The 22,755-nt window shown below is 46.5% G+C and carries 15 protein-coding genes and 1 tRNA gene; 10 read left to right on the top strand and 6 right to left on the bottom strand.

What is annotated here, in order from left to right; translation table 11 throughout:
- Positions 1-151: 151 nt before the first annotated feature.
- Complete coding sequence (locus QUA62_RS04110; protein WP_333402538.1) at positions 152-2,017, top strand: ABC transporter ATP-binding protein; 1,866 nt, start codon at positions 152-154, stop codon at positions 2,015-2,017.
- A 738-nt stretch (positions 2,018-2,755) separates the two neighbouring features.
- A complete protein-coding gene (locus tag QUA62_RS04105) occupies positions 2,756-3,352 on the top strand; it encodes a Uma2 family endonuclease (protein ID WP_333402536.1) in 597 nt (198 codons plus the stop codon).
- Positions 3,353-3,481: 129 nt separating this feature from the next.
- Here QUA62_RS04105 and QUA62_RS04100 read toward each other — a convergent pair whose 3' ends face one another.
- Positions 3,482-3,904, bottom strand: a complete 423-nt coding sequence (locus QUA62_RS04100) for a hypothetical protein (protein ID WP_333288618.1) — start codon at positions 3,902-3,904, stop codon at positions 3,482-3,484.
- Positions 3,905-4,197: 293 nt separating this feature from the next.
- On the opposite strand from QUA62_RS04100, the gene gnd reads away from it, so the two are divergent.
- Positions 4,198-5,652 carry a decarboxylating NADP(+)-dependent phosphogluconate dehydrogenase gene (gene gnd, locus QUA62_RS04095; protein WP_333402534.1) on the top strand — a complete coding sequence of 485 codons (1,455 nt, stop codon included), beginning with the start codon at positions 4,198-4,200 and terminating at the stop codon, positions 5,650-5,652.
- Between the two features lie 66 nt (positions 5,653-5,718).
- Here gnd and QUA62_RS04090 read toward each other — a convergent pair whose 3' ends face one another.
- Entirely contained in the window at positions 5,719-7,197 is a 1,479-nt protein-coding gene (locus tag QUA62_RS04090; protein WP_333402532.1) for an alpha-amylase, read from the bottom strand.
- Between the two features lie 346 nt (positions 7,198-7,543).
- On the opposite strand from QUA62_RS04090, the gene QUA62_RS04085 reads away from it, so the two are divergent.
- Positions 7,544-8,014 carry a restriction endonuclease gene (locus tag QUA62_RS04085; protein WP_333402531.1) on the top strand — a complete coding sequence of 157 codons (471 nt, stop codon included), beginning with the start codon at positions 7,544-7,546 and terminating at the stop codon, positions 8,012-8,014.
- A gap of 72 nt (positions 8,015-8,086) precedes the next feature.
- Positions 8,087-8,500, top strand: a complete 414-nt coding sequence (arfB, locus tag QUA62_RS04080; protein ID WP_333402530.1) for an alternative ribosome rescue aminoacyl-tRNA hydrolase ArfB — start codon at positions 8,087-8,089, stop codon at positions 8,498-8,500.
- A gap of 39 nt (positions 8,501-8,539) precedes the next feature.
- On the opposite strand, the gene QUA62_RS04075 is transcribed toward arfB, so the two are convergent.
- The gene (locus QUA62_RS04075; protein ID WP_333402529.1) at positions 8,540-8,809 is read right to left on the bottom strand and encodes a helix-turn-helix transcriptional regulator; all 270 of its coding nucleotides are present in this window, start codon (positions 8,807-8,809) and stop codon (positions 8,540-8,542) included.
- Positions 8,810-9,268: 459 nt separating this feature from the next.
- On the opposite strand from QUA62_RS04075, the gene QUA62_RS04070 reads away from it, so the two are divergent.
- The 3 genes from QUA62_RS04070 to QUA62_RS04060 all read left to right on the top strand — a co-directional run bounded on the left by QUA62_RS04070 (position 9,269) and on the right by QUA62_RS04060 (position 11,804).
- On the top strand, positions 9,269-10,537 hold the full coding sequence (locus QUA62_RS04070; protein ID WP_333402528.1) for a transposase: 1,269 nt from the start codon (positions 9,269-9,271) through the stop codon (positions 10,535-10,537).
- A 99-nt stretch (positions 10,538-10,636) separates the two neighbouring features.
- The gene (locus QUA62_RS04065; protein WP_333402527.1) at positions 10,637-11,635 is read left to right on the top strand and encodes a hypothetical protein; all 999 of its coding nucleotides are present in this window, start codon (positions 10,637-10,639) and stop codon (positions 11,633-11,635) included.
- Between the two features lie 7 nt (positions 11,636-11,642).
- Entirely contained in the window at positions 11,643-11,804 is a 162-nt protein-coding gene (locus tag QUA62_RS04060; protein ID WP_333402526.1) for a hypothetical protein, read from the top strand.
- Positions 11,805-12,597: 793 nt separating this feature from the next.
- Here QUA62_RS04060 and QUA62_RS04055 read toward each other — a convergent pair.
- Positions 12,598-16,143 carry a PAS domain S-box protein gene (locus tag QUA62_RS04055; protein ID WP_333402525.1) on the bottom strand — a complete coding sequence of 1,182 codons (3,546 nt, stop codon included), beginning with the start codon at positions 16,141-16,143 and terminating at the stop codon, positions 12,598-12,600.
- A 144-nt stretch (positions 16,144-16,287) separates the two neighbouring features.
- On the opposite strand from QUA62_RS04055, the gene QUA62_RS04050 reads away from it, so the two are divergent.
- Positions 16,288-16,410: a hypothetical protein gene (locus QUA62_RS04050; protein ID WP_333402524.1), complete on the top strand. Its 123-nt coding sequence runs from the start codon at positions 16,288-16,290 to the stop codon at positions 16,408-16,410.
- Positions 16,411-17,013: 603 nt separating this feature from the next.
- Positions 17,014-19,746, top strand: coding sequence for a GAF domain-containing protein (locus tag QUA62_RS04045; RefSeq protein WP_333402522.1), 2,733 nt, complete (start codon positions 17,014-17,016; stop codon positions 19,744-19,746).
- Between the two features lie 576 nt (positions 19,747-20,322).
- On the opposite strand, the gene QUA62_RS04040 is transcribed toward QUA62_RS04045, so the two are convergent.
- Positions 20,323-20,396: transfer RNA gene (locus tag QUA62_RS04040), tRNA-Val, on the bottom strand.
- 85 nt (positions 20,397-20,481) lie between these two features.
- Complete coding sequence (locus tag QUA62_RS04035; protein WP_333290089.1) at positions 20,482-22,503, bottom strand: serine/threonine-protein kinase; 2,022 nt, start codon at positions 22,501-22,503, stop codon at positions 20,482-20,484.
- Positions 22,504-22,755: the final 252 nt, after the last annotated feature.

Here is a 22,755-nt window from a genome sequence, read left to right as displayed (position 1 = left end):
TATTAACCAACAGTCCTCTTTAGAGGACTTTAGCTATGAGGCAGGGATTTAAATCCCTGGCGGCCTAATTGTTAGCGAACTATATTACGGGACAACTACTGTTATAATACAGCAGGAGGAGATGAATAAATAAAATTATTGCTATTGAATTATGCAACCCATCCAAATTACCACATTCCAAGCTTTGTGGCGCAGCCTCGGCCTGATAATCAAAGCCGCACCAATAGAACTCCGCAATTTAATATTACTCAACATTATTCGCGGTGCTGCCCCCTCTGCCGTCCTATTTTTAGATAAGTTAATCATTGATGAAGTATCTCGGTTGCTGTCGCAAACCCAAACAGCACAGCCCTTTGCTTTGATGCTTTCCCGACCAATATTGCTGTGGAGTATTGGCGGAGTCTTAAGTCTCAAGTTAATCGGCGACTCCCTCGAAACAATGAGCTCCTTTGCAGCGACATCTTTGCGCGATCGCGTTCAAGGCTTTGTCGAAGGAAAAGTCCTCGAAAAAGTCGCTAATTTCGACGATATTGCCCTGTTTGAAAACCCCGAACTATTAAATATTGTAGAACTCGCAAAAACCGGAGTATCCAAAATACAGCAACTAGCATTTACCCTCAGTATGACCATCACGGGAATTTTTATATTTATTCCATCTATTAGCCTTGCTGCTACCATAGCTTGGTGGGTGCCACTCCTGATGCTGATTTCATCATCTCCGTCAATTTACATCCAAAGAAAATATAGCAAAATCATCTGGAGAGTTCAAAGAAAGCAAGCTAAAATAAGTCGTGAAATGAACTTATCCGCTAGAGTCTTGACGGGCGAAGAATACGCTAAAGAATTGCGTTTGTTTGGCTTGCAGGAACTTTGGCTCAAACGCTGGCAAAGTCAGTTTGTGCAGTTTTTTAGCGAGATGCAACGCATCCGAAAAAAAGGAGCAATTGTTGTACTTTTATGGTCAGTGTTTAGTAGAGTAGGAGTAGCTTTGCCATTTGTTTATGTGGTAATGGGAGCTTTGGGAGGGCGCTATACTTTGGGGGATTTGGCACTTTATTCGGGTTTGATTGTCCAGGTGGAGCAAAGTTTGCAATTACTGATTGGCAATTATACTAATTTGTACGATATTTCCCTCGGCGTTAGTCCGATTTTTCAACTTTTGGAACTCAAACCACAATTGCAGTCTCCGCTTGTGGATGTGGCATCTCGCCTGCCTAGTTTACCAGATGGCGGGCAAGATGCCCGCCCCACAAAAGATAAAATTGGCATCGAAATTAAGCATCTATCTTTCTGCTATCCCGGTAGCAATAAAAGCACGGTTGAAGATATCAACTTAACGATTAACCCGGGTGAAATGCTAGTGCTTGTCGGTGAAAATGGCGCGGGTAAAACAACCCTTGGCAAACTCCTCGGCCGCCTGTACGACCCGACAAGTGGTACGATCGCCTGGAATGGCAAAGATTTGCGATCGTACTCTCTAGCATACGTGCGATCGCGCATCGCCGTAGTCATGCAAGATTACGCCCGTTTCCCCTCCACAGTCCGCGAAAACGTCGGTTTCGGCGACTTGCTTTCACTGTCGGATGACACCGCAATTAACGAAGCTATTTCCGAAGCAGGAATTGCAGCTAAAGTCAACAGTTTAGAGCAAGGTTTAGAGACTCCGTTGGGGAAACAATTAGAAGACGGCATCGACTTATCGGGGGGACAGTGGCAAAGAATTGCGATCGCCCGCGCCTTAATGCGGCTTTCTACAGCCGAAGTGCTCATTTTTGACGAACCAACCGCCGCCCTAGACCCCAAGACAGAACACGAAATTTACAGCATCTTCCGCCAAATAGCCGCCGGGAAAACAACCATAGTCATCAGTCACAGATTAGGCTTGGCAAAAATTGCCGATCGTATCGCCGTCATGGAAAACGGTAAAATAGCAGAAATAGGAACTCACGACGAATTGATCGCATCAAACGGAATTTACTGCTCAATGTTCACACGTCAAGCTAGTAGCTATATTTAGAGTGAAATCAACAGTCCGCCAGGGGTTAAAACCCCTGTCTCATAGCGAAAGTCGGTTGAAACTGAGATGTTGCACCATTCTCAAGAACAGGCAAGATGCCTGTTCCACAATAAAATTGATCTCTTGTGGAACAGGCATCTTGCCTGTTCCTAAACAAGTAATTGATATTGGTGCAAGATGTGAGTTGAAACCGACTGGGGACATATTCAATGCTTGTTCAAAAATGTGTCTTTCAGTCCTCTTTGAGAGGACTTTTGCTATGAGACGGGGGTTTTCAACCCCCGGCGGACTTGTGGGTTAGCGTGGGGAATTTGGCGCGGGTGATTGTGATAAATTATCGCGGATTTGCCATCTAATTTCTCTCGTTAGGTGGCGAGAAACCGAGTTTCTACCACAATTTTCAGTTGAGTACGAGAAATATCGGAAGAAACCCGGTTCCTGGGATGATTGTGGGAGATAGATTTATGATAGATTAATCTCATTTGTTTTGTGGCAAAGTTTCGATCCCCCCTAGCCCCCTTAAAAAGGGGGGGACAAAAGTCAAATACAAATTCCCGCTTCTTAATGAGGGGACAAAAGTTCGATTCAAAGTCCTCCTTCTTAAGGGGGATTTAGGGGGATCTAGCCTTCGAGGTAAAGCAGAGATACCTATTTTACTGTTGAATGCGATCTTTTTGAGAAAATTGTCTGAAAGTGCGATCTATAATAAAACCAACCTAGTTGGCGATAATATCAACGATGGAAACTATAACTCTCAACCTACCTGCCGCCGTCGCTTTAACCGACGAACAATTTTATCAATTGTCCATCGCTAATGAAGAGTGGCGATTAGAACAAACCCCCGAAGGAGAACTAATTATTATGCCTCCAACAGGCGGCGAAAGCGGCATCAGAAATTCCGATCTCAACCTGGGACTCGGTTTGTGGAATCGTCAGACTCGATTGGGAAAAGTCTTTGACTCTTCCACTATCTTTCAATTACCTAACGGTGCGAAGCGTTCCCCTGATGCTGCTTGGGTACTCCTAGAACGTTGGGAAGCATTATCCGCAGAAGATAAGCGCAAATTTCCTCCCCTGTGCCCGGACTTTGTAATAGAATTGCGCTCGCAAAGTGATTCCCTAGAAACATTGCGGGCTAAAATGCGGTATTATCGAACTAACGGCTGTCGCTTAGGTTGGCTAATTGACCCCCAAACGCCTTTAGTAGAAATCTATCGGTTGTCTGAAGATGTAGCAGAAGTGATTAATTTCTCTTTTGACCAACCGCCAATACTTTCGGGTGAAGATGTACTTCCCGGATTTCTTCTAGATCTTACACCTATTCTCAATCCTTGAATCTAGATCCAGAACTGTCGCCCAAGTGGCGAGAAACCGGGTTTCTGCGACAATTTGGGTTGAGTACGAGAAATAAGGGAAGAAACCCGGTTTCTGAGATGAGCCTCCATCCACAAAAATGATGAGCAATTATCTCCCCGTCAACGTATCCGCATAAGGATCGGGCAAAGCTTGCTGCACCTCCAAAAGCGACAAAGCATCTCCACTCAACGGTTGGCTAATCAAATTTTTTTTTAGCCCATCCCCCCGGCGATCGCGCTCTTGCAGCTTCAGCAATTCCTCTTGATAAACAGCAACAATTCGCCCTAAACTCAGCACTAAATCATCCCAATTATCATCTCCCACCAACTTCTCAGAAATTCCCTCAAATAACTCTCCCGCTTGCCTTTTTTGAACATAAGCTTTCAAAAGCTTTCCCGACTTTTGCAAAACGGCCTGATAAATATCCCCATCCGACCACCACAGCCCCTGTTGACTCAGCAGCCAAGTCAAAATATACTCGCGAGCGTGTTGCTCCTTCACCCAGGCCGCGAGATACTGCAAATCTTCCATAGTTAAAACAGTCTCCTCAATTTTCCTCAAAATGTCCGCTTGTTTGTATCTACCGTTACTGCGATCGACATAATACCTGCCTTATCATCACCTGCCCGCGCCATTAATATCCCTTAAATCTTAAAAAAACCCTACTGATTTACCAAACAGCAATTCTGAGAATATAAAAATAAACCTAAACCTCCTAGGTCTATTGTCCAATACTTTTAGTCCACCGGAAAGCGCTACACCCCGCCTCGCTTTCCTCTCTCGCAAATCAATCCTCAAGCGGGAACAACCAGCGGGTTATTAGCATGACAAAGCAAAATTTTGGTTTAATCGGTCTAGCAGTGATGGGCGAAAACCTAGCGCTCAACGTCGAAAGCAGAGGCTTCTCCGTGGCTGTGTACAACCGCACAGCAGCCAAAACCGACGACTTCATGGCCCTACGCGCCCCCGGCAAGAACATTGTAGGCACCAAGACTCTGACAGAATTCGTCGATGCCCTAGAAACCCCGCGCAGAATCTTAGTCATGGTGCAAGCTGGGAAACCCGTAGATGCGGTCATCGACCAGCTCAAACCCATGCTGTCACCGGGCGACATGATTATTGACGGCGGCAACTCGCTATACGACGACACCGAACGCCGCACCAAAGATTTAGAATCGATGGGGCTGGGATTTGTCGGCATGGGCATCAGCGGCGGCGAAGAAGGCGCGCTCAACGGTGCTAGCTTGATGCCCGGTGGCACGCACGCTGCTTACGGCTTACTAGAGCCAATTCTTACCAAAATTGCGGCTCAAGTAGATGACGGCCCCTGCGTCACATTCATCGGCCCGGGCGGCGCCGGTCACTACGTGAAGATGGTTCACAACGGCATTGAGTACGGGGATATGCAGCTTATTGCTGAAGCCTACGATTTGCTCAAAAACGTTGGTGGATTGAACGGCCAGCAGTTGCAGGAAGTTTTTGCCGAATGGAATACCACAGACGAACTCAACTCGTTTTTGATTGAAATTACGGCTAATATTTTCAAGTACAACGACCCGGAAACTAAGCAACCCTTAGTTGAGGTAATTATGGACGCTGCCGGCCAAAAAGGTACCGGCCGCTGGACTGTTATGAGTGCTTTGGAATTGGGCGTGAGCATTCCCACAATTATCGCTGCTGTGAATGCCAGAATCATGTCTTCTTACAAAGACGAGCGCATCAAAGCTTCCCAAGAACTGACGGGGCCTAGCGGCAAGTACGAAGGCGATACTAAAGAGTTTGTGAACAAAGTTCGGGATGCGCTTTACTGCTCGAAGATTTGCTCCTACGCGCAAGGCATGGCGCTGTTGAGCGCGGCCTCGAAGTCGTACAATTACGACTTGAGTTTGAGCGAAATTTCCCGAATTTGGAAGGGTGGCTGTATTATTCGGGCTGGATTTTTGGACAAGATTAAAACAGCTTTTAAGGACGATCCCACGTTGCCGAATTTGCTGTTAGCGCCCGAGTTCAAACAGAGCATTCTCGATCGCCAATCGGCTTGGCGAGACGTGTTAGCTACTGCTTGCCAACTGGGGATTGCAGTGCCAGCATTTAGCGCCTCGCTGGACTATTTCGACAGCTACCGGCGGGAAAGATTGCCGCAAAACCTCACGCAAGCTCAGCGTGATTATTTTGGGGCTCACACCTACGAACGCACCGACAAACCACGCGGCGAATTCTTCCACTCTGAGTGGACGCAGACTGCTAAAGAGTCGCTGCAAACTGGTAGTGGTGATTAATTAATTTTTGTAGGGTGCGTTTCGGCGCACCTTACAAATAGACAATGATATTACTACCAACCGATCTTATTCCTGAACCCACACAGATACTGAACCGCCTTGACAGCGAAACTCGCCCCAACCCCACTCGTTAGTAGAAACAGGTTCCTGAATATGCCCTGTTAAATCCACAAACTTAGCATGAGGTTTACCAACTTCCATCCACTTGAAACCCTCCGGGCCGTCACTCATAATTACTGCCATTGCCTGTGGATGTTTCCGATTGCCCAATCTCGTCCAGCCAATGGTATTCCAATGATCGAAATAGTCATATTGAGGGCCGTAGGCGAAGTGTTTGCGAGCATGGAGAAACTTGTCAATTAGCGATCGATGAGAAGGCATAACAATCTTGTACCGATTGCCATCACGCCCCCAATCTTCATATTCTGCACCGTAATAATCCGGGTAGAAAACGCAGGGATAACCTTCTTTTCGCAATAGAATAATCGCATAAGCAAGAGGTTTAAACCAGGGTTCTACCACCGATTCAAGTGCTTGCAGCGGTTGGGAATCGTGGTTTTCGACAAACGTTACTGCATGAGTCGGTTGCTGCTGCATCATTGTACCGTCTAAGATGCGCCGCATATCGTAGTTACCGCCCTGTTGGCTGGCGTAATGAAAGTTGTAATGCAGCGGCACATCAAAAACTGACATTTTGCCCTTAACTGAACCGACATACCAGTGCAGGATATCGATATTTGGTGCCCAATACTCACCGACAACAAACAAATCTTTGCCGACATATCGCTCCAATTCATCCAACCATTCCGGAAAAAACCAAGACGATATGTGCTTGATTGCATCTAAACGGAAACCGTCGGCACCTGTTGTGTCGAGATACCACTTACCCCAGCGTGTAATTTCATCTCGTACCCCTTGCTCCTGAAAATCCAGATCGCACCCCATTAAATATGCAAAATTGCCATTTTCTAGGGCAACATAGTCATCAAAACTTCTACCTTCTACCAAATAGACTGTGCTGCGATCGTCTTTATTGTATTCGTTGTAGTCTACTGCGTCAAGATGCCACCAGTGCCATTCAAATTGGGAATATTTACCTTGGCGTCCGGGAAAGTTAAAATGAGTGTAGCTTTTGATTTCTTGCAATCCACCTTTGGGATTTAGCCGATTGTTTTGAGGATAAGGAGTTGCCTTAAATATCTCTGCTGCATCTGCACCCATTTTGTGGTTGATAACTACATCGGCATAGACTTGAATCTGAGATTTGTGCAAGGCTGCGATCGCATCCAAATATTGCTGCTTAGTACCATATTTGGTGCGAATTGAACCTTTTTGGTCGAATTCTCCCAAATCAAATAAGTCGTAAACCCCATATCCAACGTCGCTTTGCCCCCCACTTCCTTTGTAAGCTGGCGGCAGCCACAGTGCCGTAAAACCCGCATCAGCCAATTCTTTCGCTTGATTTTTCACCTCATCCCACAGGGTTCCTCGATCGGGAATGTACCAGTGGAAATATTGCATCATCGTGCCGTTGATATCTGCCATTTTGCACCCTTGCCTTGAGATGATACTGACAATTTAAGCCGATCTTAGGCTACAGCCTTGCCCATTGTCACTGTATCCGCCGTAATTTTGGCTAAAACTCAGGTTTGGGTGTGATTAAAGTTTTGTTACAGTTCTCAACTATAAAATCCCTTGACTTTCGCCTGACTCTTTGAACCATACTTGAACTTGAGTGCAGACAAAAAGCCCCAGTCCAATATCGGGAATCTAAAAGAATCAGTAATTAAGATCACAATGTGCTTGTGATCTTACTTGCGATCTTAGTAGATAACTATACTGAGCAAATCTGCTACCATCATAACTACTCCTTTTAAAAAAATGTAATTTTATGAAATCTTTTATTGGAAGAGCCGCTGCCGTTTTGGGTGTGATTGCGACATCGGTATTGGATACAGTGAAAGAAGAAGAGGAAAAAAAGCGTTTATTAGACAGTGGCATTCTGGAAGTGGATGAAATGACGGGCAAAGAGTTTGAAAAATTTCTAGAGGCTCATTTTATAAACTTTGGTTATGGTGTTACTTTAACTCAAGAGAGTCAAGATTATGGGGCGGATTTAATTTTATACAAAGATGGCTCAAAAACTGTGGTTCAAGCGAAAAGAAGCAAAAATCCAGTTGGGATTAAAGCAGTTCAAGAAGTAGCAGGAGCCGTCAGACATTACAAAGGAAATAAAGGAAGAGTCATCACAAACAACAGATTTACCGAAAATGCTTACAACCTTGCTGAATCTAACGACGTAGAGTTATGGGATAGAAAAAAACTCATCGAATTCATCTTGACAGCTAAGAATTGTAAATAACTTATATACTAAACTAAGTTATATATAAAAGAGGCACTGCTTTCCCAGTATCTTTAATTTCACTGATGAATCATGCTACAAATTTCTAATACAGTGTTCCTGGACGATCGCGAAATCGATATTAGTGCGATTCGCTCTCAAGGCGCGGGGGGACAAAATGTAAATAAGGTGGCGAGTGCGATTCACTTGCGCTTTGATATCCCAGCTTCCTCATTGCCCGATCGCTACAAGGAGCGTTTGTTGCAAATCAACGACCAGCGCATCACCTCCGAAGGTGTGATTGTCATCAAAGCCCAGGAACACCGCAGCCAGGAACAAAACCGGGAGGAGGCTTTGAGACGGCTGCAAGAACTGATTAAAAGTGCGATCGTCATACCGAAAAGGCGCAAACCCAGCAAAGCAACTCGTAGTTCCCAGCGCAAGCGTCTCGACAGCAAAACCAAGCGAGGGCAGATTAAAGCTCTGAGAGGGAAAGTCACGGATTGAGCGATGAAAGGTCGATCGGGCTTTTTGACTTTTTAGTTGTCAGTCGGGATTTGGTGGGCCTAAGTCGTCAGGTAAATCGTTAAGCGTTTTTCCGAGAGCTTTGCAAAGGGCTTTCATTTGAGCAATGGTCAGTTCGGGTTGGTCTAGTCCTCGCTCCCAGTTACTGATTGCTTGTTGGCTTAGGGTTTTTGCGCCCGTTTTGTCGGGAATTTGCTTTGCTAAAGCGGATTGCGATAAACCAGCAGCTTCCCGCAAGATTTGCAGTGCTGGTATATCTTTGGAATCTTGAGTTTGTTTCTTTCTGGGCATATCATAGGAAATTTACAAGCAAACTTGTTGACAACCGAGTTGTTTACAAGTATCCTTGTTAAAGATAGAGACAACACAAAGGCGGCTCCTTTAGCCGGACGGTGGAAACGCTTTGGTTTAGCGAGCTGCCTTATTTGTAGTTTCTACCCATTATGCCTGCATACCCTTAGTATTTTCCGGGCTTGGGTGCATGACTCAAGCCCCTTTCCCTAGACTTTTCCGAACCCCTGCGGGTTAGTTATCGTTCGATGAGGGCGCGAGACTTGGTAAGTCATCGGGAATTTTGGTTACGTCTAATCCTAAAACCTCAAACATAGTTTTTAGAGAAACCTGGTACAGGTTAGCCATAGCAAGTATTGTAAAACTTCATTGAGTTTATAGGCAATTATAAACAATAATTGTATTGTTTTGTGAGTGGTGAACAAGGAATAGGCATAGCCCAAAGAGCGGAAGTCCCAAATGCAACTAACAGAGAGGCACATTATTAAATCAACGGAACACCGTTTCGCCCAGATTGACGAACTAGCTTTCAAGTCCAAAAACCTCTACAATGCCGCTAATTACGTCATTCGTCAGAGCTTTATTTATGGATGGAACTATGTCAATTACAACGAAATGAATCGTTTGATGAAGTCTCACGAAGCATATAAGGCTTTGCCTGCCAAGGTCAGTCAGCAAATCTTGATGGTGCTAGACAAGAATTGGAAATCGTTTTTTGAAGCCGTTAAAGCTTACAAAGCTGACTCTTCAAGATTCACTGGTCGCCCGAAACTACCAAAGTACAAAGATAAGATCAAAGGGCGAAACCTTCTCGTCTACACGATTCAAGCGATTAGTAGCAAACAGTTGAAGAAGGGAGTTATTAAACTTTCTGGGAGTGAGTTTTTAATCAAAACTAAAGTCAATCCCAACCAGATTTGTCAAGTTAGAGTGGTTCCGAAATGTGATTCCTATGTTATGGAGGTAATTTATGATGAACCCGAGTCCACCATCAGCAATGCCAACTCTGTAGCTAGTATTGATTTAGGATTGGATAATTTAGTGGCGTTAACTTCAAATCAACCGGGATTTATCCCTTTGTTGGTTAACGGGCGACCATTGAAATCGATCAACCAGTTCTATAACAAGCGAAAAGCACGACTACAATCCCAGTTAAAAAGAAATCGTCAAACCACACCCCGGATTCAGCGCTTAACTCGCTGTCGCAATCAAAAAGTTGATAATTACTTGCATCATGCTAGTCGTGTGATTGTTGACCATTTGGTAGCGAAACAAATTGGAACGCTAGTAATCGGCAAAAATGCACAGTGGAAAACCGATATCGGTCTAGGTAAACAAACTAACCAAAATTTTGTCAGTATCCCTCACTCTCGATTAATTGAGATGTTAGAATACAAAGCTCGGTTGGTGGGAATCACAGTGATTGTGCAGGAAGAATCCTACACGTCCAGAGCAAGTTTTGTGGGTTTAGACCCAATGCCTGTTTATGGAAAAACAGAAAAAGAGCCTGTGTTTACTGGTAAGCGGATTAAGCGGGGTTTGTACAAAACATCGACTGGTCAGCTAATTAATTCCGATGTGAATGCAGCGTACAATATCCTCAGAAAAGCAATCCCAAATGCGTTCAGCGATGGGATAGGGAGCTGCGTAGTTCAGCCGAGGCGGGTCGATCCGCTCAAAGTAAAAGTGAAAGGGGAGGGGCTTAACGCCTCCGATGTCTATAAATGACTATACTTTTGCCAGCTATCAAAGATCCAGACCAAAACATCTACTTTGCGATCGCACAACTTCCGTGGTATCGTGCCCTTTCTCGAACCATTCCAGATCATGTCCACATCAATTGACAACTTCTACCTAGGCGATGTCGCCTCCAACTTTCACTTTGCAGGCCCGCTGCTAGACTTTGAAGAAGAAATCCAGAATCAATCTCCCTTTCACGATTTAGACTACCTGACAGGCGAAATTAAAAGGGGATTCCTAGACTACGTGCGTCAAGGAATCATGCTAGACGCGATCCGAAAACTGCGATTGTACAAAGACAAGTTCAAAACTTTTAAAACTTACTGCGAACAAGCATTAGGCAGGCAGTATTTTTACTGCACGCAAATTATCAAAGCTGCTGGCATTTGCCTGCGCTTAATTAAAGCCGGATTTGAGATTTTGCCTAGCTGCGTCGCTCAAGTTGTTCCTTTGTTCAAACACGCAATTACCGACCAATATGGCGACTGTCGTTTACAGGAAAAGTGGCAAGAAGTTGTCGATGTCATCCCCAAAGAAAGGATTACCGCAGTAACTATTGCCGAAACAGTTGACAACAATCCCAACCTCCGGCTCAAACAAATTCGCATTAAAACCGACACCTACGCCCTTTTAACCAAAAAAGCAGCCGCAGCCGGACTGTCAATTTCGGAATTTTTGGCAAGGTTGGTTGGCGAATACAATCCCAGAAATTTAGAGCAGCCAGCGGAACATACCCCGGAACAAGAGGAGATTTTAGACCAATTAGACGCGGAGTTTAAGAAGCCGGCAACGGAACAGACTTCAACTTCTGCCCCAGGAAAAGTTAAGTCTAAAGGTTTTGGAGTCAAAGTTGGCCCTAAAGGTGGTAAAAGGGAAGTGAAGGCGAAAACTTCGGAAAGGGAAGTTAAGGCAAAAACTTCGGAAGGTGAAGTTAAGTTCAAAAATCGGCAAAGTGAAATCAAAGCCGAGAAACAGTCGAATTCATTTAATGAGAAAAATCATGAAGTCATCTGCCCAAAATCCAATCATGCGTCAACTGAAATTAATGGAGGTTCAACTGAACGAAATTCAGTGCCACCTTATTAAAGCCACTGTGTTGAATTGGTGGCAAATAGTTTTGCCTGACGGACAGAAGATTGCGATCGAGCACGCGGGCGCCGGACACTGGATTTTTCGGGCTAACGGGCTTGAGAAATCTCATCCAGAAGTGCGGCTAGCGGTGTTAAGGGCGATCGCCCAAGGCTGTCGCAGGTAAGTTATCAGGGGGTTGTTCCCCTTGGCGTCTCAAGTAGTGCTGCGGGTGAGGACACGGCTGTGATGCCGTGTCCCGGAAGGGACTGGTGGACTGCTAGAGTGGTGGGCGATCTGATTTGAGATGATTTGGGGATGCAGGGGGGCGAGCGACATTAGTTGCGATTGCGATCGGAATTTCCCAACTGTAGGTCAAAGTTAAAATTTCCCGCGTTGTGGGCCCAGGGCTGGTGTCAACGATATATTATGGGGTTTGGGGAGCAATGCCTTAGCAGAGCCTATTCATACATCTAAGCCAAGCAGCATTAGGCTAGCCCTCAATTCGTGACATTTTCTTCCCAGACTATACTCAAAAGACATCTCCAATAATCAACTTGAAATCTTTGTACCGAGGTAGCTGAATCTTAATTTCCACTCTGTCTAATACTCTGCCTTATATTAAATCCGCGCTTCATCGTCGGGCGTAAAATCGAGTCAACAATCAACACTCAACCATCATATCAAACCTGTTAGCATCGGAATTATTCCTATCTCTCTTCTCGACCTCTGCGTTAATTAGCCTCAATCCCTTGTCATCTGCAGCCGGAGAAATTATCTTTTTTTCAGCGCAGATGAGGGCAGATAAACACAGATTAACGCAGATGAATTCTATCAATTCCGGTTGCACCATCCGTGATTGTTGACTGTTGACGGGATTTGACTATTCCGCTGCAACCGGAATTTATCTCATTCAGTTTTTCGACTGACCGTTAACAGCCAACAGTCAACAATCATCACGAGTACAACCGGAATTAAGATTACTCTATTGGATGAAGCAATTTCTCAATTGTCTCCACTAACGTTTCAGGCTCAACAGGCTTGGGAAGATGCCTGTGAAATCCGGCTGCTAGTGCTTGCTGTTGATTTGCCTCACCTGCATACGCTGTGAGGGCGATCGCGGGAATCTCTCCTCCCTCCTGTGTCGATAGTTGTCTGACTTGACGAATCAACATATAGCCATCAATTTGTGGCATTCCAATATCAGCAATCAAAACATCTGGCTTAGATTCATTGAGCTTTTGTAGCGCATCTTTTGCTGAAGATACAGAGATCACTGTGGCTCCCGCTTGCTCCAAAATACATTGAACTAACTCTAAATTGTCTACTTCGTCATCGACGGCCAAGATACATAATTTAGCCAAGGGTGAAGTGTGAGCTTTGAGTGATAGATTATCGTTGTGGTCACTGTTTTCATCATTGCTTCTGGCTAATAAGGGAAGTGTGACAGTAAATGTTGCTCCCTGTCCTTCTCCAAAACTTTCGGCTTTGGCTGTTCCACCGTGTAGCTCTACGACGTGACGCACGATCGCTAATCCCAGCCCTAACCCACCAAAGGTTCTCGTAATACTGCTGTCGGCTTGTCGAAATGTGTCAAATACATAGGGAATAAATTCTGGCTTAATCCCTTTCCCTGTATCCCTGACTTGTATTTGAGCATAGGAATCAATCCTTTTTAGCTCAACTTCAACTCGACCTCCAGTTGGGGTGAACTTAATGGCATTTGTGAGCAAATTCCAGACAACCTGTTGCAATCGGGTAGCATCTCCTAACACCTCGCCCACATTGGGTTCTAGGTGAGTTTGAATTTGAATGTTTTTCGCTTCGGCGGCTAAACTAACTGTTTCGAGCGCAGCTTTAAGAGTTGTTTTCAAATTAATAGGAGTAGAGTTCAAACTCAGCTTGCCTTGCAGAATGCGAGAAATATCCAGCAAATCCTCAATCAGTTGAACTTGCAACTGGGTATTGCGTTCAATCGTTTCGAGAGCTACCGCCGTCTTGCCAGAATCCAGGGTTCCCCTTCGCAGCAGTCGAGTCCAACCCAGAATCGGATTCAACGGAGTTCGCAATTCGTGCGACAAGACAGCTAAGAACTCATCTTTAATTCGGTTAGCTGCTTCTGCTTGTGTGCGTGCTTGCGATTCAGACTCGTAGAGCCGTGCTCGGTCGATCGACTGCGCCGACTGCTGTGCCAGTGCTAAAACAAAAGCGCGATCGCTCTCACAAAGCTGGGGAAGAGTTGAAAAACTGAGCGATAGTCCACCAACGGCTTGTCCTTCAATCAACAATGGCACTGAAATCCAGGCTTCTAAACCCGCCTTGGCATACGCTTCGGCTAAATGAGGATAACGGGCAATTCGGTTTTCAATAGTTTCTACCCAAACAGGTTGCCCACTTCGCACAGCTTCTGCCAGAGGATAGGGTGCATGAAGTGAAAAACTGCGCTGAAATTTTCCTACGTGTTCATACCCGATCGCTTGAATAATCTCCAGTTCGCTTCCATCCTGGTTTAATACGGCAACCAAACCAGAACTCGCTCCCAGTGCGGACATTCCCTGTTCAATAATCACCTGAGCCACTTGAGCCGAGGTTAGCGATTCAGACAAAGCCGTCATCACCGCCAGCAGTCGAGCCGTCCGGTTAGCAGCGAGTTCGGCGGCTAATTTCGCTTGTTGTGTTTCCTTATAGAGACGAGCATTATCAATGGCGATTGCTGCTCGCTGAGCCAAATCTTCAGCCAGGCCAATGTCTTCCAGGCGATAGCGGCGATCGGATTCAGTAAACACAAAGGTAATGCTACCCAACACGCGCCCGCGTGCCTGTAGCGGTGCAATGATGCAGGACTTTAACCCAACTCCACGTAAGATTTCCAGGTATTCAGCATTCGGCACTGTGGCAACTAACTGTTCATCTGTAATCTCAATCCCAATTTCAACCTGTCGTGTTTGCATGACTTTAGTAATGCCATACCCATCATCGAGATGTCTGGGAAAGCGTTGAGCCAACTCCCAGCCCAACTTCACTTTTTCGGGATCTGAATGAGCCACCGCAACACGACCGATCGTGCGATCTTCATTCAGCAGATCGACACTACACCAATCTGCAAAATAAGGAACTGCCAGCTTTGCAACGCTTTGGAGAGTTTGTTCATACTCTAGCGAAGAGGAAAGGATAGCACTCACTTCCGCTAAAAATGCTGATTTTTCCTGAGAAACCTCTGCTAAAGCACGGGCTGCCTGTTCTTTAACAAGCTGTACTCGTTCGTCTTCGGTTTGCTTGCGTTCAGTAATGTCGCTGAAAGCAGCAATGATATTGATAATTTTTTCTTCTGCGTCAAACAAAGGGGAAGCATTGATCGAGAGAATGGTGCGGGTGCCATCGGCATGGTTAATGGCATGTTCAATGCCATAAATAGCCTGACCTGTTTGCATAACCCTCGCAAACGGCAGTTCATCTTCTGGGAAAGGATGACCCTCCACGGTTGTAATGAACCAGGATGGATCTTTATAGCCTCGCTCCACAATGTCGCTGCTAGTTAATCTTAAAATCCTCTCTGCTGCCCTATTTGCGGAAATAATCTGTCCGGTAGAATCTAAAATAGTGATGCCATCAGGAATAGTTTGGAAGATGCTGGATAATTGCGCTTCACCCTCACGCAGAGCAGTTTCTGCCTGCTTGCGTTGTGTAATGTCGTGCATCACGACAACAGCACCTTGTTTTTCGCCGTTGGCGGCAATAATCGCCTGTCCAGTTGCTAACAGCATTCGCGGCGTTCCCTGCTGCGGAACAATCATCATTTCCACATCACGAACGTTGTGTCCTTGCAAGGCCTGGAACAGGGGAATATCCTCTGTATTCATCCGTGTTTTGCCGTCGGGCAAATACAAGTTATAATACTCGGCCCATTGCTCCGGTGGAACTGGCTGCTGAGGTAATCCATGAAAATCTTTAGCTGCTTGGTTAAATACCGTCAATATGCCATCTGCATCGCAAGCGACAATGCCAGCTTGAACGTTGTTTAGGATTGCCTTCAAAAAGTCCTGTTCTTTGTGAAGGGTGGCTTCCACCTGCTGGCACTTTGTGATTTCGGCTTTCAATTGTCGATCGGCTTGAGATGTTTCGGCGGTTTCTTGGAAGTAAAAGAGTAAGCTATCTTCACTCTTGATTGCGCGAATTCTCAACCACTTGTTGAGTGAGGGATAGTGTTCTTCAAACTCGATTGCAGTTTGCTTTACGCTCGCTCGATGACAATACTTATATAGCTCAGAGGTAGGCTCGACCGCAAATACTGTCCATATCGTTTTGCCAATTAGGTCTTGCCACTTCCTATTTAAAAGCTGCTCGGCTTTACGGTTGACATAGCTGCAGTACCACTCTAAATTAATGCAAATGAATGCCTCAGTCATATGGTCTACGATCGCCCCAAATCGAGCTTCGATCGCCTGACAGTCTGTACATAGCTTTTGAGGAAAATTTACAGTAAACTCTTTTCGATGATTCAAGGAGTTTGTACGTTCTACATTCATTGCGGTTAGTTCTGCCTATTTACCTATTATGCCAGTTATTGTTAGGGAATCAAGATCCAACGTACCCAAAACTCAAGTCCTTCAGTGTCTTAGCAAATGTGCGATCGCTTTCACCAATTTTTCAGGTTCGACAGGCTTCGAGATATGTATCGCAAATCCGGCAGCATGGGCTTGCTGCCGATCGATCTGCTACATAAAACTGACGTGCTGCGGGAATTGGTAAGAGGGTTGGAGCGGAAAATACCGAAAAGTACCGAATTGTCCTAGAAATTAGGGATTAAGTGGAATCTTTCCAGCATAGGTACTAAGAGGATTTTCTCGATTCAAGCTGAGTTGCTTCCTAAGGAAGATCTCCCTTAAGGCAGATGCTGTGGCGAGATGGTTCGCTGCTCAGGACGTTAAAATAAAATGGATATCGCCTGTATCAACCCCTTTGGTTCAATGGGTGTTGCTAAGCTGATGTGCATCTAACTCCTTAGATGCACATCAGCTTAGCAACACCTCCGGCATTGTGGGCCCACTTCTCCTGCAAGGTAGATAAATATATCCCCCTAGTGGCAGACAATCAGATATAGCAAATGTTATATCTTCCTGAATTTGTCTAATTCCTCCTCGAACTCTCGTGCTTCAAGAGGCGATCGTGCTTAAGCAACCAGACGTTACAAACCTTGATTGATGCCTGTCCGGTCGCCATTGCTTTCGCCTCCGGCTTTCAACAGCATATTTCTAAACCTGTAGAGCCAGAAGACCTGATTCAGGCGATAACTTCGTTAAGCGCTGCTAACGCTGCCTTGGTCAGGCACCTCTGAATAACGCAACCTCATTCCCCTTGCATTTCCCATTCTCCACTCGCCCGTTGACTCAAAACCCATGACTGAAACTTCTTCTAAACCCATTGCCCTAACCGCTCTTTTGCCAGCAAATGAGGCGGAACGATTAGAGGCACTGCGGCGATACAAGATTCTGGATACTCCAACTGAAGCGGCATTCGATCGCATTACGTCACTAGCGGCTCGTATGTTTGATGTGCCAATCGCCCTAGTCTCTCTGATAGACGAATCGAGAGCCTGGTTCAAGTCCTGCTACGGCTTTGATCTACGGGAAGTGCAACGGGATGCTACCATTTGCAGCTTGGCGCTGTTATCTAACGATGTTCTAGTAATTCCCGACACCAGGCAAGACAAGCGCCTCACCTGTAATCCATTCGTACAAAATGAACCCGGTCTGCGTTTCTATGCGGGTGCGCCGTTGCTCACTCACGATGGGTTTAACCTGGGTACCCTTTGTTTGTTAGATACGAAACCGCGCGATGCCTTAACCGATGAGCAAACAGCAACTTTAGCAGATTTGGCGGCAATGGTTGTGGATGAATTAGAGCTACGGCTAGCAGCGCGTAAAATTGCTCTACTGGATGCGGCTCTGCTAGAGGTGACACAGGGCGTTTCTGCCGTGACGGGTGAGGCATTTTTTTCGGCTCTGGTACAACACTTCACGAAGGCACTGGGAAGCGATTATACCTATATTGGTTTGGTCACTGGAGACGACAAAGAAGCGATTACAACAATCGCGGCTTGTGCCCAAGGTCAAATTATCGACAACTTTGAATATCTGTTGCAGGACACACCTTGCCGAGAAGTTATTCGACAACAAAAAATGTGTTGCTACCCCCGTGGTGTGCAAGCGTTATTTCCCAAAGCTCCCCTTCTAGAACCCTTGAAGGTGGAAAGCTATGTGGCAATTCCGTTCTTTGACTTGGCAGGCAAACCGTTAGGGTTGCTGGGCGTGATGGACGGCAAGCCGTTGGAAAATGTTCAGCTTGCAGAATCCCTGCTGACAATTTTTGCCATACGGGTTGCCACTGAACTGGAGCGGCAGCAGGCCGAGGAGATGCGAATACAAACGCTGATCAAAGAGCAGCAGTATAGCCGCCAACTGCATGGATTGACGCAGGCAGCCTTAGCAATCAACGCAACCCTTTCTGTTGAAGAAGTGCTGCAAGTCATTACCCAGCAGGCATATCAAATCATTGGCACTCACCAGTCGGTCACAAGCCTGACAATCGATCAAAACTGGACACAGGCAATTAATGCTGTTTACCTGTCCGACAAGTATGCCCAGTGGCAAGATTATAACGACCCGACGGATGGATCTGGAATCTATGCCTGTGCTTGTCATTTGAACCGATCCATGCGAATGACCCAGGCAGAACTGGAAGCTGACCCCAGGTGGAAAGGGTTTGGCGATGCAGCAGACAGGCATCCCCCCATGCGCGGTTGGTTGGTTGCTCCTCTCGTGGGACGAGACGGACGCAACATTGGGTTAATCCAGCTATCCGATAAGTACGAAGGTGAGTTTACAGAAGAAGACGAAGCGATTCTGGTGCAACTGGCACAAATGGCATCGGTGGCTGTTGAAAACACTCGGCTGTACGAAGCCGAACAGCGTGCCCGCACACAAGCAGAGTCAGCGAACCGGATTAAGGATGAGTTTTTAGCCGTGTTGTCCCATGAGTTGCGATCGCCCCTTAATCCGATTCTGGGCTGGACAAAGCTCCTTCGCAGTCGCAAGCTGGATGAAACAGCCACAGCTCGTGCGCTAGCAACGATCGAGCGCAACGCTAAATTGCAAGCGCAACTGATTGAAGACTTGCTCGATGTCTCTCGAATTCTTCAAGGAAAGCTGAGCCTCAATGTCTGTCCCGTTAATTTGCCATCCATCATTAAAGCGGCAATGGAAACAGTCCGTCTGGCAGCAGAGGCAAAGTCAATTGAAATTCAGATGCGATTTAAACCGGGTATTTGCCAAGTTTCCGGTGATTCAACCCGCTTACAACAAGTGGTGTGGAATCTGCTATCCAACGCGGTTAAGTTCACCCCAACTGGGGGACAGATAGAAATCACATTAGAGCAAATCGGGTCTGAGGCACAAATTCAGGTGAGTGACACCGGCAAGGGAATTTCTCCAGACTTTTTGCCCCATGTGTTTGAGTATTTCCGACAAGCGGATAGCACTACAACCCGTAGGTTTGGGGGATTAGGGTTAGGGTTGGCGATCGTGCGTCACCTCGTCGAGTTGCACGGAGGAACTGTTACAGTAGACAGTCTAGGAGAGGGACAAGGGGCGACTTTTACAGTCAGACTGCCGTTGAGAAGGGAAAGTGTCGCGCCGAACGATGAAACCGCTACGACTAACTCGTTCGCGACTGTTCCTGAGACTTTACCTCTTACAAACATCCGGGTTTTGGTTGTGGATGATGAAGCAGACTCGCGTAATTTCCTCGCTTTTGTCTTGGAACAAGCAGGTGCAGAAGTGACGGCAGCAGCATCCGCTAGCGAAGCCTTACAAGCACTGACGCAATCGAAGCCAGACATTCTACTTAGTGACATCGGGATGCCGGAGATGGACGGCTATATGCTGATGCATCAGGTGCGCCTGTTGGAATCAGAACAAGAAAATAAGATTCCAGCGATCGCACTAACGGCCTATGCTGGAGAGATGAATCAGCAGCAGGCACTTGCCGCAGGTTTTCAACGGCACATCGCCAAACCTGTTGCCCCAGAAACACTGGTTCAAGAGATCGAGAACATGGTTAGCTGTATTTAAGTGGCTGATGTACACTAACAAATTATTTGTCACATTAACGAATTCGCGACACAAATCGGCAAACAACGAAAACTATTACACAGCAATGCTTGTAACGATTTGTACTCTTTGTTCTCCCTCCACCTTGCATCCCACTGGATTAACAAATTAAATGTCTTATTCCCGATATTTAACTTAATTAAGTAAGTGTCATTTCCCTGAAATTGAGAATTATGGATTAAACTCAAGGTTAACAAATTGACTGGGACTGTTTTACCTATAAAATACATTTATTTTGTAATCAAACAGTAATGTTTCTGTCTGATGCTCATCCCTCAGAAACGATTCCAGATGAGAGGCGCAACATCGAAGAAGCCAATACCATCGCCTCTGAGCTTTCCGACGAGGCGAAGCTCAGGCTCGAAGTGATTCAAAGCCTTATTGTATAAAGCTTGTGAAGCTATCGAAGGTAGCGGTCAATAATTTGGCAAGCGGACAAATAATTTGACACTCGACAAATCTGTCAACGCGGACAAATAATTTGACACTCGACAACAGCCAACCTCAAACCCTAGAGTTATAAATGATGGAAATTCATGGACACAACTGGACTCGAACCAGTGACCCCTACGATGTCAACGTAGTGCTCTAACCAACTGAGCTATGCGTCCTCACGAATTCCTAATGTAGCAGAACACTCGATCGCCTGTCAAGCATAAATATAAGATTTTTAAGCAGGCACTCTTGACATCGCCCCTAATGCCCAATCCCCCGCCAAATCTTCACAGTTCGATCGCCCGCACCGCTAGCCAAACTCCCCCCATCAGGACTAAACGCCACCGACAAAACCTCGCCCCTGTGGCCCGTCAGAATTTCCAGCAAACCCCCCGTACCCGCATCCCACAAATAAATCGTGCCATCCCGACTCCCCGTCGCCAAAACCCGACCATCGGGACTCAACGCCAGACACAAAACATCCCCAGAATTGTCCCTCATACTCCGCAACAGCGTCCCTCGCCCTTGTGCATCCACCCGCCACAGCTTCGCCGTACCATCCCGACTCCCCGTCGCCAAAATCAATCCTTCTCCTACTCCCCCCCTTACCAAGGGGGGGCTGGGGGGGGTCTGACCGGCAAGGGAGTTGGGGGAGTTCGGAGCAAAAACGATCGCCCGCACCCAATCCCCGTGCTCTGCTAAAGTACAAATCGATCGACCCTTTTGCCAATCCCACAACTGCACAGTCTTGTCTCGGCTGCCGCTAGCCAAAAACTCCCCGCCAGCACTAAAAGCCACCGCCTCCACCCCGCCAGCGTGACCAGTCAAAGCCGACATCCGCCTTCCCTTATTCAAATTCCACAACTGCACAGTTTTGTCCCGACTGCCGCTAGCCAAAACCTGACCATCCCGACTAAACGCCACAGCAGAAACCCTGTCAGAATGACCAGCCAAAGCGTACCACCACTTACCCTTATTCAAATCCCAAATATGAATCATTTTGTCCCGGCCGCCACTAGCCAAACTCGCGCCATCAGGACTAAACGCTACACAAGTCACCCAGTCAGAATGACCCGTGAGAGTGTACCACCGCTTACCCGCGTCCAACTTCCACATCTCAATCGTCTTGTCCTCACTGCCGCTAGCTAAAATCGCGCCATCAGGACTGAAAACTACCGACGTGACAGCATTAGAATGCCCTACCAGAGTATGAACACACCTCCAAGTAGGCGCGCCTGCGGGTACAACCCGCTGCATGGGCGGCACAGGTATGATTGTGCCTGCAAGCGTTGGCGGCACTGCATTCTGCACCGCCGGCGTCCTCGGCGGCAGGGAAATAGCAGGGGCCGCCGGAGTCGGAACCTGTGCCGCCGACTGCTGCGGCTGCAAATCTTTCAATACCTCAGCTACAGATTTGTAGCGCCGACTGAGACTCGATTCGATCATTTTGTCGAGGATGCGACTTAATTTCGGCTCCATTGGAACCTTCAAAAAGTCTCGCCAAACCCAAACATCTTGATTAATATCAAACAAATCAAAAGGAGATATTTGAGTTAGCAAATAAATGCAAGTTACTCCCAAACTGTACAAATCGCTGGCATAAACCGCTTGACCTCTAATTTGTTCGGGCGCCACAAATTCGGGAGAACCGATGACTGTACCGGTTTCTCTCAAACCCTCCACAACTTTTGCAGCGCCAAAATCAACTAAAACTAATTCCCCGGTTAATGCTGGGTAAGTATAAATGATGGGAGTTTTAGAAATGCGGCGCCGGATAATGTTGGGGGGTTTAATATCTCGGTGAATTACACTGCGATCGTGCACGAACTGCAATACTGGCAATAAATCCTTCAGCAGACTGAGAATCTGACTTTCGCTGAAAGGCCCAGTCCGCGCCAACTCTTCCTGTAAATTCTGACCTTCTATAAATTCCTGTACCAAATACTGATAGCGTTCCTGCTGAAAGTGCGCCAGCAGTTCGGGAATTTGCGGGTGTTTCCCCAATTCGTCCAGCCGCACCGCTTCTCGGTTGAATAATTCTGCTGCTTTTTCGCTGCTGCTGGTACCTTGGGATAGCGGGAAAAACTGTTTAATTGCACAGCGGGGTTTTGAGGGTTTGTCTTCGTCTATTGCTAAAAAAGTGCGACCGAAACCGCCGCGCCCCAGGGGTTTGATGGCGCGGTAACGCTCTCTCAGCAACAGTTTGGAGCCGCAATTCAGGCAGAATTGGGTACGATCGGCATTTTGCGGGTTGTGACAAGCGGGGTTTAGGCAGTAACTCATAACTGAACCGAGAAGGAATCAGCAGCACATCTCTATGATACTGATGCCAAAGGACGATCGGCTCTCGCGTTAGAATTATAGTCTTGGACACACGGGCGACCAGAAACCGGGTTTTTAACCAAAATATTTGCTTCAAACTTTCAATCTCGGTTCAAAAACCCGCTTTCTTTGTTCGGGTGCATAAGTCCTAAATTAGAAATTAAAGGACTGAATTCCTTACTACAAACTGGTTAGTAGTCATGACTTCAGTCC

It is taken from the genome of Microcoleus sp. MON1_C1, from assembly GCF_036701945.1.
Lineage (GTDB): Bacteria > Cyanobacteriota > Cyanobacteriia > Cyanobacteriales > Microcoleaceae > Microcoleus.
This window is presented reverse-complemented; position numbering and strand designations above follow the sequence as displayed.